Raw genomic sequence first — 13,800 nt, 5'->3', positions numbered from 1 at the left:
GTTTCATCGTCCATCGCTTACGTCGAGCCGCTCGCAAGGGCGACAAGATAGAGGCTGCTGGCCATGTCTTTGAGGTGGTGGACGCCGATAAGATGCGGCTTAATCAATTGCTGGTGACGAGGGCAACCAAGGCCAAATAACGCCGAGCCGTCGCTAGGCTGGAAGGACCACCACCTTCGTGTTCACAGGCGTCTTCTCATAAAGATCAAGCATGTCTTGGGTGAGAAGACCTACGCAGCCACTGGAAACTCCCTTACCAATCGTTTCAGGCATGATGGTGCTGTAGATCGTGTAGAGCGTGTAAGCGCCATTTTGGTAGAGATAGAGGGTGCGCGCCGAGTGGATTGTTTAGTCCTGGCGCCATACCATTGGCGTATGGGGCTGCTTCGGGCTGCCGCAGGATCATCTCCTTAGGCGGCGTCCAAACCGGCCATTCAGCCTTCCGGCCGATATAGGCGTCACCACTCCATAGGAAGCCGGCGCGCCCGACATTGGCGCCATAGCGGGTAGCACTACCGCCGCCTTCAATGCGATAGACATAGTAATTCTTAGGGTCGACGATGATTGTGCCTACCGCTTCCGTGGAATCATAGCGCACGGTGCGGCGAAGATACTTGGGATTGATCTTGCTGACATTAACAGCGGGTACGGGAAAGCGCTCATTTGGCAGTGGGCCATAGACCCTTTCTGCCTCCGCAAGGCTCATGCCACCGGACGACGCACAACCAGCAAGCCCCAGCGCGGCAATAGCGGCGATAGAGCCGGTCAGGAACGACCGGCGGTTCAAAAAGCCGGGCCGGGTTAACCCATCGATCTCAGCGGAACCGACAACATGAGTGTTTATCTTCATACCTGAGAGTTCCCTTGCGGACCGAACGAGTTCAACGCCTTGCTGGGATGAGTTTGGTCTGACAGGTCCTAATTGGCAAGCTCGGCCGTGCTGCCCGGTCGTGATCCAGTACCCTGGTTGGTTTTTGCGGGCCCAGCCACGCCACCAAGCCCCTCAAATTCGACGTTAGGTTCACTCGCGAACTGAGCTTGATACGTCCAACTCAATCGGCGTCACGGGTCAAGTATATGGCACTGGCACCAAACGACGATGAAGCTGTGTACCAAAAAGAGGAGGTCACCAGCTTTGGAGAACAAGGGGCCCAAAAGAGAGCGTTTCGGCTGTTTTCACCAGATCCGCAGTCATCAGGTCCAGCCCCAAAAGGCCTGCAGAGGCTGGGCTTCTCACCCCTGCGTCAAGGTTGGGAGAGTGTTCCTAGTTGGAAGAGTGGCGGCTCGGGGAGAGGTTCGAACCGGAAGTGGTTGGACTCCTTCCAACTTCACTGCAGCTCGATCCCGAGACAAGCGTACCACTATCCTTTGAGACTGATCTTCCGCTGGAGCGAGCCAGCGCTCCCAAAAGCTTCGCCAGAAAAAGCATCGGACGGAACGGGTGCACGACCTCCAGACGGAAAGTTGCAGCGGAATAGCGCACTTCCACTTATCAGTCCTCACCACAAGTTGCTCTCCAGCGCCTGGCGGGCCTGTTCGTCGCTCCAATGGGCAGGAACCCAAACCGCAATCTCCGCACCGTCGTGCTCCACCACCGCATGACGCATCTCGGTAGCGCCCACTGCTCCCGGATGTTCGTCGTGATGATATTCGGCCAGTTCATGGCTGAACTCTTTGCCCTCCCAGTCGCCATGGTGAAGCCAGAGCCCGGTGTATTTTCCCTCAGTAGCGCTCATTCCTGACCTCGCCGTTTTCTGAACAACGCGGGAGCCACTAGTGCGCTCCCAACGAGCTCTTCCTCTTTTATCGGTCAGTCAGCGGGTCGAAAGCAGCGGACCGCCCCACGTGAGCGGGTCGGTCTCTCAGTCAAGCGACGGTTTGCTGGGTTGATATCGCCGACTGCGCAGAGATCATCGTCTCCAACTCGTCCAAAGCGAGCAGCGCGTCCCTTAGCTCGTCTACGGTTGCCGTGGTTCGGCCTGAGCTGCGAATGCTGGGCGCGCTGGGTAGTGCATTCGCATCCGACAGCCAAAAAGCTAATAGTTTCCGCCGATGGTATATCGGCAGGGAATCGTCCGATACGATCTCGCGCGGGTGATAATAAGTGATCAGGTCGCCACGACCGATCGGGCGATCGTCGTCTTCATATTGATCGATATCCGTCCTCATCTACATCCTCGTTGAGCAACATAAATGTGGTGGGCCTTGGGCCCGTCACCACCATGCGGCGGTGTCCTCGATCTGGGTTTGGCCCGCGCTTCTGTCAAGGGGCACCAAAATAGGCTCGAACTGAAATCGGCGCACCTGACCTTGAGCGCGACCGTTCACCCGCGCAGTTCCGCGCTTCGCAGACGCTCCACGTCTTCTCGAACAAGGCAATAAGGGCCTTGCGATAATGCTGCACGCAAGCGTCTGCCAGCACATGTCAGCCCCTCTTGATCAGCGGTCAGCCGGACAGCTCGGCTGTCTCGGCACCAACCTTGATCTTGAACAATGGTCGAATTCTCAATTCAAATCACCGCAAAGAACCTTCGGTGTCCCACTCTCGCACCATGCGCCCTACTCTGCCGCCTGCACACGAGCCACGCTGAAGGAACGAGCCGTGGCCTGACCAACGCTCCAATAGTTGAAGCCTGCCGCCTCCACCTCCTTGCGTCGGTAGACATTGCGCAGATCCACCAGCGTCGGCTTGCGCATTAGGCTGTGCAAACGTGCCAGGTCGAGCGAACGGAACGCGCTCCATTCCGTAATCAGCACCAGGCAGTCGGCGCCTTGGGCAGCGTCATAAGCGTCCTTGGCATAGTTCAGATCGGGCATGAGCGCCTTGGCGGGTTCCATACCCTGGGGATCATAGGCCCGGATCACCGCCCCCGCGTCCCGCAGCGATTGCACAATGGCAAGGGAAGGTGCATCGCGCATGTCGTCCGTGTTGGGCTTGAATGTCAGCCCGAGCACGGCCACGGTCTTGCCGCGGACGTCGCCGCCCATGGCAGTGATGATCTTGCGCCCCATTGCACGCTTGCGACTTTCATTCACCGCGATCGTGGTTTCAACCAACCGCAGTGGCGCTTCATGGTCTTGCCCGGTCTTGGCCAGCGCCGCAGTGTCCTTGGGAAAGCACGAGCCGCCATAGCCGGGGCCAGCATGGAGAAACTTGGTGCCGATGCGATTGTCCAGACCCATGCCGCGCGCGACATCCTGCACATTGGCGCCGGTTCTTTCGCAGAGTTCGGCTATTTCGTTGATGAAGGTGATCTTCATGGCCAGAAAGGCGTTGGCGGCATATTTGATCAGTTCGGCGGTGCGCCGCCCGGTAAACATCAGCGGGCCCTGATTGAGATAAAGCGGCCGGTAGACTTCGCTCATGGGCGCCCGGGCGCGCTCATCCTCGAGCCCGATGACGATGCGATCCGGTAGCTTGAAGTCGTCGATCGCGGCGCCTTCGCGCAGGAATTCGGGGTTGGAGACCACCACCACATCGGCCTGCGGGTTGATCTCCCTGATGATGCGCTCGATTTCGTCGCCTGTGCCGACCGGCACGGTCGATTTGGTGACCACGACGGTGAAGCCGCTGATTGCCTCGCCGATCGCGGCCGCAGCGGCATAGACATAGGAAAGATCAGCGTGGCCGTCGCCGCGGCGCGACGGCGTACCCACGGCAATGAACACTACATCGGCTGCCTCTACCGCGGGGGCCAGCTCGGTCGTGAACAGCAGGCGCTGTTCCCCCATGTTTCTGGCCACCAATTGTTCGAGCCCGGGTTCGAAGATCGGAATCCGGCCCTCCCGCAGGGCTTTGATCTTCTCGCTGTCGAGGTCGACGCAGGTGACGGTGTGGCCGAAATCCGCGAGGCACGCGCCCGAGACGAGGCCGACATAACCGCTGCCGATCATGGTGATGCGCATGGCTGCTCACTGCTCCAGAAAACCTGAACATATCTGCTTCGATCGCCGGCTCCAACCCGTGCCGGGACAGGCCAAATGATCGATATCCGCCACGCCTCGTTCAGTTCGACCATTGTCGCGGTGGAGCCCATATTCATCTGGACCCGGCAGGGGAACCCGGCCATGGACGTAAGCAGGACCGTTTCCTGTTCCGCTTGCACAACGGCGTCGCTGGCGCGGGGAAACGCACCCGCCTTCTGGCTGTGATGGCAGGCCGGAGCCACCACATGCATGCGGGTGCCAGTACTTGGTGTGGTTGCAGATAGCAAACCTGCAAGCAATGGAGCGGCGGCGACTGGTCTGGCCATTTCAACCGCTTAACACCTCATCCCCGGGAAGCCTGCAGATGAAGTTCGCCGTAACGGTCGCCATGCTTGCTCTAGCACTAACAACAGCTGCACCTCTTGCCCAGAACCTAGTCCTTGAAATGTGCGGCAACCGTCCGAACAATGCGGACAAGAGCTGTCTGGTAGATGGCGACACTCTCTGGCTCAGCGGAGAAAACATTCGGTTGAAGGACTTTGACACGCCAGAGCCGCAGTCCGCAGTCTGCGGCGGCGAAGCTGAAAAGGAACTTGCCAGGGCCGCCAGTGCCCGGCTGCTGCAGCTCCTGAACGGCAACGAATGGACAATTGAGCGTTTCGGCTACGACAGCGCCAGCAGCAGACGCCGGCTTGCCACCATTACGATCGGGGGACAGGACATCGGGGACATTCTGATCGCTGAGCGCTTGGCAAGAAGGTGGCCAGATGGTGAAGAGTTCTGGTGTTGAAAAGCCGCTTAGATCTTGCTGTATAGCGTGGTGACTTTTTAAACTCCTGAGATACCCATATGCCTGACCCGCGCGCGCAAGCGAGCCGTGTCCCCTATCGTGTAAAGCTCTTCCTGGAGTACTTTCAGAGCAGCCGCCTGTGGCGAAGCGGCAAATACTTTGCACACATCGGATTGTTGCGGTCTGCCCTCTGGATCGGTGTTGTAGGACTCCACCGTATATTCGACCTGCGGTAGGCTGCTCATGGTGTCTCCTGAGGAAGCAGTAGCACCACTCCCATGGGCGGCACCAGTGTGTTCGCAAAGCCGCCGGGGCTCTGCGCTTGCCCAGAATCATTCTGGATGATCGAAGCGCACTCTGTTCGAGCACCCACCAATCCCCCTTTATTACGGACGCTGGCTGCTTGCGGCACGATCGCTGCTGCGCACCGCGGCGGCTTCCCCCGCGGTGCAGGTTGTTGGGCTTACTCAATCTGCCTTGAAGCAATAGAAATAGCCATTGCCGCCAGTACCAACCAATGCTTCCTGGCCACATCCACGAGATGGATGGGCTGCGTTCCAGGACGTTCCCGTAGCCAGGGTTTCCGGGCCCATCCTGTCGTGGTGGCCCACCATGGCGTTACCATCACCATTGCTGGTCCAGTCGTTGCAGGTATTGCCGCCGGACAGGGTGCCATCGGCATTGGAACCGGTGAGAATGTCATGCTGGTTAGGCTCGTCCCCGCGGCCGCTGACCGTCCCTCCGGTTTCAGTCAATGCTGTTGCCTTGGTGATATTGTTGCTGTCACTGTGCAAACCATCAAGATCGTTGGCGATAAGTTCGCCCGAGGCATTGGTCCAAGGACCGGAGCCAATCCGATCCCTGGCATTTATGCCCTCAGCGCTGAGATAGGCGTGCCATTCTCCTGCGGCAGCACCCGCCTTTGCAGCGAGTTCCTGACAGTGGGCATCCGCTCCCTCCAGCCCGCCCAAATTCGCACCATCCCCTAAACCCACGCTCGTGACGAAGAAGCTCATGGCGTCCTGCGCAAATGCCGCAGGGGTGCCGGTCAAAAGTAGTGCTGCAGATGCAGCCAGAGCAATCGGCTTCATTCTCAGTCCTCCTCTGTTCCACATGTTGTGAACCCCCTAAGCATACCTGCAAGCAAAACCACTTGAATAGTGCTGCCGATCTGTCTGTGGCCAGTGGACCGCATCATGCCTAGCGGATCGAATCTAGCAGGGACTTTGATCTCCTTGCGCCACCGGTCGGAGCTGCCTGTCTTTCGCCGGACGAACCCGGCATGGAGATCGCTCGGAGTTGACGAAGCTCCTGCAGATGCCGGCAGCGCTCGGATCGGGTCCAGGCTAGTGGAAATACGTCCCGTGTCAGGAGGCCCGACCAATCTGTTGCCCGGCCATGCGGCTATGGTCGCACACGGCACCAGTCGGTAGGACGCCCGCACCGTCCAGCTGCCTCAGGGATTGCTTGCCCGAGGTGCGAGCCCGCAATGCCTGCCGGAGAGATCGATTTTTGACTGCGGCATCGGAGCGGACCGGAGTGGCGCGAATGCGTTGGATCCGCATGGTCCGGATATGCTACCGCTCGGATCGGTTGGCGGATCCATGGCTTCCTCCGCCCACCGCATTTGAGGGCAAGTTCCACACCCTCCCCGCTCCAAGAGAACCGACTTCGCATGACCATCAACTATCTTGTCACCCATTCCGGCGGCTTCCACGCCGATGAAGTGCTGTCCAGTGTTGTCTTGACCCGGCTCTACCCGAACGCGCAAGTGGTCCGCAGCAGGTCGCCTGCCTGGCTCACCCCTGGAGATGATCGCATCATTTATGACGTTGGCGGCATTTACGACGCCCGGAGACGCATTTTCGATCATCACCAGCGCGGCGCCCCGCTACGAGAAGCAGGCCAGCCATATAGCTCGTTCGGTCTGGTGTGGAAGCACTATGGCCGAGCGTATCTGGCTGCCTGGGGTGTTGCTCCCGCACCCGATATCGAGACCATATTTGCAGCTTTTGACAGCGATTTCGTTCTGCCGATCGACCTGACGGACAACGGCGCCTTGAGCCCCACCGGTCCGCTCGCGGACCTGACGCTGCCGGCACTGCTGGAAACACTTAAACCGGTATTCGACGATCGGACGCCGGATGCCCAGGAGATCGCGTTCAATAGCGCCCTGGGGATTGCACGCAGCTTCCTTGAGGCCAGCATCGCCCGCCAGGCCGCCAAGCTGCGCGCCGATGCCATCGTGCGGCAGGCCATTGAAGCTGCGGGCCCCGATCCCATCCTTGAGCTGCCCATGGGCATGCCATTCCGGCCGGCTATCGTCAGGGCGGGGGCGGACCATTTGCTGTTTGTCGTCCATCCGCGTGAATCAGACTGGTGCGTGACAACAATCCGGCGTGGCGAGCAAGGCTTCGAAGCCCGCGCGGATCTGCCGGCTCACTGGGCCGGCCTCACCAACGCGGATTTGGAAGCGGCATCGGGTGTGGCCGGTGCAAGCTTCTGCCATAAGGGACGCTTTGTGGCGACCGCCAGCACCCGCGAGGCGGCACTCGCCATGGCCAGGCTGGCCGTCAGTGACGCCCTCGCCCTGACAGCGCGCAGCCGTTGAACCGGCCGGGATCGGTGCTGCCGCCGCTCCTTTGCCCGCAACCGGGACTGGCGGCGCTCGAGGCACTAAGGCCACACGGGTAGGCGTCGCCACCCCTCGTTTGAAAGCGCGAAAATTCGGCGCAGCTCTTAGCCCTGGTGAACAATGTCTTGCCGGGCCCAGCCGACCGCCGGATCGACGGGCTGGCCCAGGCTGTCACCGGGCCTGCCACCCGGGTCAGGGGGATGGCGGGCACCCCCTTGACACCGCCACGGCCCTCGGCAGCACCGGCGGTTAGGTCGAATGATCGATAACGGCAATTATCGTACAGCATTCGAACACAACACCAGAGGTCACAACTCCTGCCTGCAAAGAACTGCTTCGCTGCGCCGACCGATTCTGCTAAAGAGACGCCAACAGTTAGCGCGCTCCGGCAGTTCTTCTCAATCAGCAGACCACAGGAGCTTGCACCCGTCGGGGATTTATTGATGAACCTGAGCAAACGTCAGGAGCAAGTTCAGGAACTTGTTGCGTTGGGGCTGACCAACCAGGAGATTGCGGAACGCCTGGGGAACGGGTCGAAAACCGTGAGTACTCACAGGGACAGGGCGTCGGCCCTGCGTAAAGGCACTTCCCTGGCGGCTCGTGAACTTCAGTTGCGGAGCTTACGCCATCGGGGCTTTCGTCAGCTGACATTGCCCCAATGGTGGGTCTGTCGGTCAGGACGGTGGAAGCCCACCGGAATCTCTCCAAGAAACTCGGCGTCGCGAGCGCACTGCAACTTGCAGCACTGTTGCACACCAAGTCCTCCGACGAACTGTACGCCCGCATCACTGAACTTGAGGAGCAGGTCTTGCAATTGCGAGCCGAGCTGCCGGGAAACCGTCTTGTGGACTGATGGCCGGGTGCACACGGTGCGTAAACAGCATGTCGGCCTATGAGCCGCGGCTGAGTTGGATGTGGGAGAGAGACGATCGTGAAAGGGACACCGCTGACCAAGCGAGAACAAGAGGTAGCGGACCTCATGGCGCGGGGGAGGACCAACCTCGAAATGGCGCAGGCGCTTGGGATCTCGCCAAGAACCATGGATATCCACCGCACCCGCATCGTGGAAAAGTTGGGCGCCAGAGACACTGGGCAAGCCATCGCCATGATGAATCAGAAGATGCTTGCTGAGGCGAATGCACGTATCGAGGATCTGGAGCGAAAGGTTAGAAACCTGACAAAGCTGGTTGATTGCCGCTAGAAGCAACAATCCGAGTATTCGACGTAGTGACTGAGCAACGTGGGCCGCAGTGCGTTACCAAGTCTAGGCGTCGAAGTGCGTCGTCCACGAAGGGGACAGCGAGCTTTCGCCTAGTAAGTGGTCCGACCAGCATCCATCCCAAAGGAGCATCGCGTGGCCCACGGCCCCAAGAGCCACGTCCCGATGTACCTATCGATAGTCCTAACGCAAGGCTTGCAACTCACGACCCGGGTTCCAGCTTATCGCATGCGCATTATCAGTCTCGCGTTGTACACAATACAGCGTGGCTGAGCGTTCCGACGATAGCTACACGGGGCTGCCACCACGACACCCAAGCAGTGGCAGTGGCAGGGCAATGCGCATGCGCCGCCCTCACGCCAATAAGGTCGGAGTCTGGATTCTTTCAGAGGCCCGCTACGACAGGCTTTTCAGTTTGAGCGGATCTTACTTGCCGCTGATAGTGAATCCCCGATTGCGGTAAACGCCGCACGCCTTTTCATGGGGTTCTCAGTTGCGCATTGTGCGGAGAGCACATGATCGGCACTTAGAGTGCCGCCCAATGGCCAAGCTCACTGCCACGCTTCTATTTGATTGGAGGCAGGTGGTGCCCGGGACCGGAATCGAACCAGTGACACGCGGATTTTCAATCCGCTGCTCTACCAACTGAGCTACCCGGGCATGGGGCGGAGGGGACCGCCTGGCTGCAAGCCATGGGCCTTATAGGTGAAGGGTTTTTGGTGTGCAAGCGGGAAAAGGGGTTGTGGAAAAGGAGTTTGTAGCCGCCGGTCGAAGATTGCAATCACCTCGCGGTTCGAAGGGCTCACCCTGAGGCCGGCTCGGTCCGTGTTTGTTGCTGGTGGGGACGATATTGGCCAGCGCGACCACGCGTTCCTTGCCGGCCAGCCCCCCGAACGGAAGCACGACCTCCTGGTTCGGCAAGCTCACCATAAGGTCTACTGAGAACTCAGATATTATCGTCTTCGTCGCTGCCGGGGATAAGTTTATCGCCATCATCCGCGGGCTCATCGTCGCGAGCGGGGATGACGTAGCTGCCGGAGAGCCAGCGGTTGAGGTCCACGTCAGCGCAGCGCTCGGAGCAGAAGGGCTTGTAGGCCTCGACGGCGGGCTTGCCGCAGATGGGGCATTTCCTGGGTTCAGCCATCAGACCCCCGAAAGGCTCGACTGGTTGAGCCAGTTGAAGTGGACGGGATAGCCCTCCCCTGCAAGCAAGGACGCCGTTTCCATCAGGGGCAGGCCGACGACGCCGCTATAGGAGCCGGAGAGCTTGACGACGAATGCGCCCGCAATGCCCTGGATAGCATAGCCGCCCGCCTTGTCGCGCCATTCGGCGCTCGCGAGGTACGCTTCCATTTCGCGGGTGGAGAGGCGCTTGAAGCGGATGCGTGTTTCGACCAGTCGCTGGCGCTTGGCACCGGATGGGGTCAATACCGTAAGGCCAGTGTAAACGCGATGAGCGCGACCCGAGAGCATAGCCAGGCACTGCCCGGCCTCTTCCATGGTTTCGGCCTTGGGCAGGATGCGACGACCGACGGCAACCACGGTGTCAGCCGCCAGAACCAGTGCGCCGTTGCCGAAGCCGGCAGATCGCGCCTTGTGCTGGGCTGTCAGTGCCTTGAGGTCGGCTAGGCGCATGGCCAGCTTGCGCGGCAATTCGCCCTTCTCGGGCGTTTCATCCACATGCGCGGGCACCAGGTGTTCGGGCTCGATGCCGATCTGGTTGAGCAAAGCGAGCCGGCGCGGCGACGCGGAAGCCAGAATCAAGTCAGGACGACTGGCCATGGTCAGCCTTATTTGAATCGATAGGTGATGCGACCCTTGGTCAGATCGTAAGGTGTCATTTCGCACAACACCTTGTCGCCAGCCAGAACGCGGATGCGATTCTTGCGCATGCGGCCAGCGGTGTGGGCAATGATCTCGTGCTCATTTTCCAATTTGACGCGGAACGTCGCGTTGGGAAGCAATTCCATTACCACGCCCGGAAATTCGAGCACTTCTTCCTTCGCCATACTGTCTCCTGAAAGGACATGGAGCCTTGCACGATCTGGTTTTCAGATCGCCGGCTCCAGGTCTTGTTGTTGCAAGGTGGTTCGCGAAAATCGGTTACCACCTTTTCGCGCCTTGCTCTAGATATCGATTGCCAGCCACCAGGCCAGAAATTTGCCGGAACCTACTTCAATTCAACGGATTTGTGAACCACCGGAAACCAATGGCTCCAGCCGCTCTCGAACGCGCTTGCGCAAGGTGTCACGCAGCTCGCGGTAAGCGGCCAGAATGACCTCGCGATTGCCTTCCACCAGGGAAGGATCGGGCACGCTCCAGGCCTCAACCATTTCGGCCTCGAGGTCCTTGCGGGCCACGGCCTCGGGGGCGTCGTCGGAAAGGGTGATGACCAGATCGAACCGGTTGGCAACCAGTTCATCCAGGATATGGGGCGTGTGGACGCTCATATCAATACCGATCTCTTCCATGACTTCGTGCACGAACTGGTCAGCCTTGCCGCCATTGACCCCGACCGAGCGGGCGATGATGCGGCCGGGAAAGGCCTGCCGCGCCAGTGCTGCGGCCATGGGCGAGCGCACCGAATTCATCGAGCAGACAAAAAGCACCGTGGGCAGTTCGCTGACGCGCTCGTCGATGCGGCTGGCATAGGGCTGGACGGCACAGATGAGCGTGAACAGGCGCCGCGCGGTGTTGAGATCGATAATCAGCTTGTTGGTCAGGCGCGTGCGCAGGAGCTCTGCCGCCTCGTTGTGCATGCCGCGGCGTGCCATATCCACGGTTTCGATCTGGAAGGGCTGAGCGGAGCGGATGGCCTCGTAATAAGCGTCGCGAATGCGGAAATAGTCGCGGATCAGCCGCCGGAACGGGGTGAGCGAGAGATAGTGCGCCGCGATGGGCTGGAAGGTTTCCGGGTTGCGTACGTCGAGCACGATGGAATTGCCGATGATCGACATGTGCAATGCGAATGGCCCCGTGGCGCTGACGCGGGCGGGGCGGAAGCTGTTGTCTTCCAGCAGGTCATAGATGGCGATACGCCATTCGTGCACCTCGTCGGGATCGATCGAGGTGATGGTGTTTGGATCAAGCGTAACGGTGACCAGGCGATCGGTGTCAGTCACCTCCGCGCTGGTGCCCATCGAGATGCTCAACGATTGAGCCTGATCGAAATGGAGCGCCCGTGCCCATCCAGCGCCTCGACCTCGGCCAAGGTGATGGCGGCCTGGCTGATTGCGGCAAGCGACATCGGATCGCAACCCAGGATGGAGGTGCGCTTCATGAAATCGAGCACGCCCAGCCCGGATGCAAAGCGCGCCGAACGGGCGGTGGGCAGCACGTGATTGGAGCCGCCGACATAGTCGCCGATGGCTTCGGGCGTGTGGTGGCCTAGAAAAATCGCGCCGGCATGGCGGATCAGCGACAGGATGGATTGTGGATCATCGATCGCCAGTTCCACGTGTTCGGACGCGATGCGATTGGCAAGCTCGGTGGCCTCGAGAAGCGAAGAAACGCTGATGATGGCGCCGAATTCTTCCCATCCCTCGCGGGCGATGGCCTGCTTGGGCAGGAGGGACAATTGCCGGTCCACCTCGCCTGCCACGGCGTCGGCAAGGCCCTTTTCGGTGGTAACGAGAATGGACTGGGCCCCGCCCCCGTGCTCGGCCTGCGCAATCAGGTCCGCGGCAACCCAGGCCGGATTGGCCGAACCATCGGCGATGACCAGGACTTCGGAAGGCCCGGCAATCATGTCGATGCCGACCTGGCCGAAGACCTGCCGCTTGGCGGCCGCGACATAGGCATTGCCGGGCCCCATGACCTTGTCGACGCGCGGAATGGTTGCCGTGCCATAGGCCAGGGCCGCAATCGCCTGGGCGCCGCCCACGCGATAGATTTCGGTGACGCCAGCGATCTGGGCCGCCAGCAGAATGGCGGGGTTCAACTGGCCATTGGGGGTGGGAACCGTCATGGCGATGCGTTCGACACCCGCCACCTTGGCGGGAACGGCGTTCATCAGCACGGATGAAGGATAGGAAGCAAGCCCGCCCGGCACGTAGATGCCCACGGCATCGACCGGGGTCCAGCGCGTGCCCAGGGTGACGCCCAAATGATCGGTATAGATGTGATCTTCCGGCTTCTGCTTTTCGTGGTGAGCGCGGATGCGATCATGGGCGGTCTGCAGCGCTTCGCGAATTGCCGGGCTGACGCCGGCTGCGGCCGTCGCGATCTCGTCCGGCGTGATCCGGAGCGTTGCGGCCGAAACGCCTGCGCGGTCGAACTTGTTGGTCTGCTCGACCACGGCATCATCGCCGCGCGCCCGCACATCGGCGATGATCGCCGACACAGTGTCACTGACGTCCTGGCTGGATTCGCGCTTGCCGCCGAGCAGAAGCTGAAACTGCTTCTCGAAATCGGGGGCGGCACTATCAAGGCGAATGGGCATGAATGGTCCTTGGGTAAACCGCTAGTCGAGGGCGTGCTTGGGCATTGCCGTTGCAGCCCAGGCGGCGCCCAGATCGGACAGGCGCGCCTCCAGGCACTCAACGCCAAGCCGCACGGTGCCGCCGCCAGCAAAACTGAGTTCGATGATGCCGGCCGGCCCATCGATAGGCGTGAAGCCGATCGCCAGAAGCTCCAGAACGCCTTCGGGCGAGGCGGGATCAAAGCCGTTGGTGACCACGGACTGCACTGCATCGAAATGCAGCGCCGCGCGCTTGCGCACGCCCTTGCCGCGACGGCCGGTGTCGGCTTCCCAATCGAACCGGTTCATCAATAGTGCAAAGCGCCGGTCACCGCGGGCATAGCCCATGTCGGCCACGCGCACGACGGCATCCTGCACATGGGCAGAGATGACTTCGAGATCTTCGGTGTCCAGCGCGAGAAGCTTGAGATCGGTCATATTCGGGTCGGCCCTTTGTGAACGGAAAGCACAGATCTGGTCACGACGTTTCCGATCTACAAGCTCGAAGGCAAGGGGGCAATGGCGGCAGCAGAGAAAAGGCGTGCCGAAGCGCCGCCCGGGCGTGATGCCCTGCGGATGATGGATCGGTGTTTGTCGCGGCAGGCTGCGACATGGGGCGAGGTTCGTCCCGGTGCCGGTCGTCCGGCGGAAGAGTAGAGGTGGAATCCACCTCGCCCCATGTTTCCGGGGGCTCTATGGAGTAAGGACCGTCTGCGGCTAGTCGCCCGTGCCGAAAGTCACACCGGGGGCTTTAATCGGTGCCAGATCAT

General features: G+C 60.6%; 14 protein-coding genes, 1 tRNA gene and 2 pseudogenes. 5 read left to right on the top strand and 12 right to left on the bottom strand.

All coding sequences use genetic code 11. From position 1 onward, the window contains the following. Positions 1–153: 153 nt before the first annotated feature. The 4 genes and pseudogenes from C8264_RS13735 to C8264_RS13720 form a co-directional block, all read right to left on the bottom strand. Positions 154–850 (bottom strand): annotated as a pseudogene (locus C8264_RS13735) (L,D-transpeptidase). 649 nt (positions 851–1,499) lie between these two features. Then, on the bottom strand, positions 1,500–1,736 hold the full coding sequence (locus tag C8264_RS13730; RefSeq protein ID WP_108461546.1) for a hypothetical protein: 237 nt from the start codon (positions 1,734–1,736) through the stop codon (positions 1,500–1,502). 130 nt (positions 1,737–1,866) lie between these two features. Further along, entirely contained in the window at positions 1,867–2,169 is a 303-nt protein-coding gene (locus C8264_RS13725) for a hypothetical protein (protein ID WP_108461545.1), read from the bottom strand. A 390-nt stretch (positions 2,170–2,559) separates the two neighbouring features. Beyond that, complete coding sequence (locus C8264_RS13720; RefSeq protein ID WP_108461544.1) at positions 2,560–3,906, bottom strand: UDP-glucose dehydrogenase family protein; 1,347 nt, start codon at positions 3,904–3,906, stop codon at positions 2,560–2,562. 385 nt (positions 3,907–4,291) lie between these two features. On the opposite strand from C8264_RS13720, the gene C8264_RS13715 reads away from it, so the two are divergent. Beyond that, positions 4,292–4,717, top strand: a complete 426-nt coding sequence (locus C8264_RS13715) for a thermonuclease family protein (protein WP_108461543.1) — start codon at positions 4,292–4,294, stop codon at positions 4,715–4,717. Positions 4,718–5,184: 467 nt separating this feature from the next. Here the strand turns inward: C8264_RS13715 and C8264_RS13705 are convergent, their stop codons facing one another. Then, entirely contained in the window at positions 5,185–5,808 is a 624-nt protein-coding gene (locus tag C8264_RS13705) for a hypothetical protein (RefSeq protein ID WP_108461541.1), read from the bottom strand. A gap of 584 nt (positions 5,809–6,392) precedes the next feature. Between C8264_RS13705 and C8264_RS13700 the strand changes: the two genes are divergently transcribed. The 4 genes and pseudogenes from C8264_RS13700 to C8264_RS13685 all read left to right on the top strand — a co-directional run bounded on the left by C8264_RS13700 (position 6,393) and on the right by C8264_RS13685 (position 8,553). Then, positions 6,393–7,328, top strand: a complete 936-nt coding sequence (locus C8264_RS13700) for an MYG1 family protein (RefSeq protein WP_108461540.1) — start codon at positions 6,393–6,395, stop codon at positions 7,326–7,328. 467 nt (positions 7,329–7,795) lie between these two features. Then, a pseudogene (locus tag C8264_RS22925) lies at positions 7,796–7,903 on the top strand (LuxR C-terminal-related transcriptional regulator); the annotation flags it as partial. Positions 7,904–8,010: 107 nt separating this feature from the next. Then, complete coding sequence (locus C8264_RS22575) at positions 8,011–8,205, top strand: hypothetical protein (RefSeq protein WP_245893178.1); 195 nt, start codon at positions 8,011–8,013, stop codon at positions 8,203–8,205. Between the two features lie 78 nt (positions 8,206–8,283). After that, entirely contained in the window at positions 8,284–8,553 is a 270-nt protein-coding gene (locus C8264_RS13685) for a LuxR C-terminal-related transcriptional regulator (protein ID WP_108461538.1), read from the top strand. Between the two features lie 602 nt (positions 8,554–9,155). Here the strand turns inward: C8264_RS13685 and C8264_RS13680 are convergent. The 7 genes from C8264_RS13680 to C8264_RS13650 all read right to left on the bottom strand — a co-directional run bounded on the left by C8264_RS13680 (position 9,156) and on the right by C8264_RS13650 (position 13,468). Further along, positions 9,156–9,231: transfer RNA gene (locus tag C8264_RS13680), tRNA-Phe, on the bottom strand. A gap of 286 nt (positions 9,232–9,517) precedes the next feature. Then, entirely contained in the window at positions 9,518–9,715 is a 198-nt protein-coding gene (gene yacG, locus C8264_RS13675) for a DNA gyrase inhibitor YacG (protein WP_108461537.1), read from the bottom strand. Then, positions 9,715–10,353, bottom strand: a complete 639-nt coding sequence (locus tag C8264_RS13670) for a Maf family nucleotide pyrophosphatase (protein ID WP_108461536.1) — start codon at positions 10,351–10,353, stop codon at positions 9,715–9,717. The genes yacG and C8264_RS13670 overlap by 1 nt, the downstream gene beginning before the upstream one ends. Before the next feature lie 8 nt (positions 10,354–10,361). Continuing rightward, complete coding sequence (infA, locus tag C8264_RS13665; RefSeq protein WP_108461535.1) at positions 10,362–10,580, bottom strand: translation initiation factor IF-1; 219 nt, start codon at positions 10,578–10,580, stop codon at positions 10,362–10,364. 171 nt (positions 10,581–10,751) lie between these two features. Continuing rightward, positions 10,752–11,711 carry a UPF0262 family protein gene (locus C8264_RS22830; RefSeq protein WP_162783648.1) on the bottom strand — a complete coding sequence of 320 codons (960 nt, stop codon included), beginning with the start codon at positions 11,709–11,711 and terminating at the stop codon, positions 10,752–10,754. Positions 11,712–11,719: 8 nt separating this feature from the next. Beyond that, positions 11,720–13,012, bottom strand: a complete 1,293-nt coding sequence (gene hisD / locus C8264_RS13655) for a histidinol dehydrogenase (protein WP_108461534.1) — start codon at positions 13,010–13,012, stop codon at positions 11,720–11,722. Between the two features lie 21 nt (positions 13,013–13,033). Next, entirely contained in the window at positions 13,034–13,468 is a 435-nt protein-coding gene (locus C8264_RS13650; RefSeq protein ID WP_108461533.1) for a DUF2948 family protein, read from the bottom strand. Positions 13,469–13,800 lie beyond the last annotated feature (332 nt).

It is taken from the genome of Devosia naphthalenivorans (assembly GCF_003056355.1).
In the GTDB taxonomy this organism is placed as follows: Bacteria; Pseudomonadota; Alphaproteobacteria; order Rhizobiales; family Devosiaceae; genus Devosia; species Devosia naphthalenivorans.
Note: the sequence above shows the minus strand (reverse complement) of the source record. Positions and strands in the feature narration are given on the sequence as shown.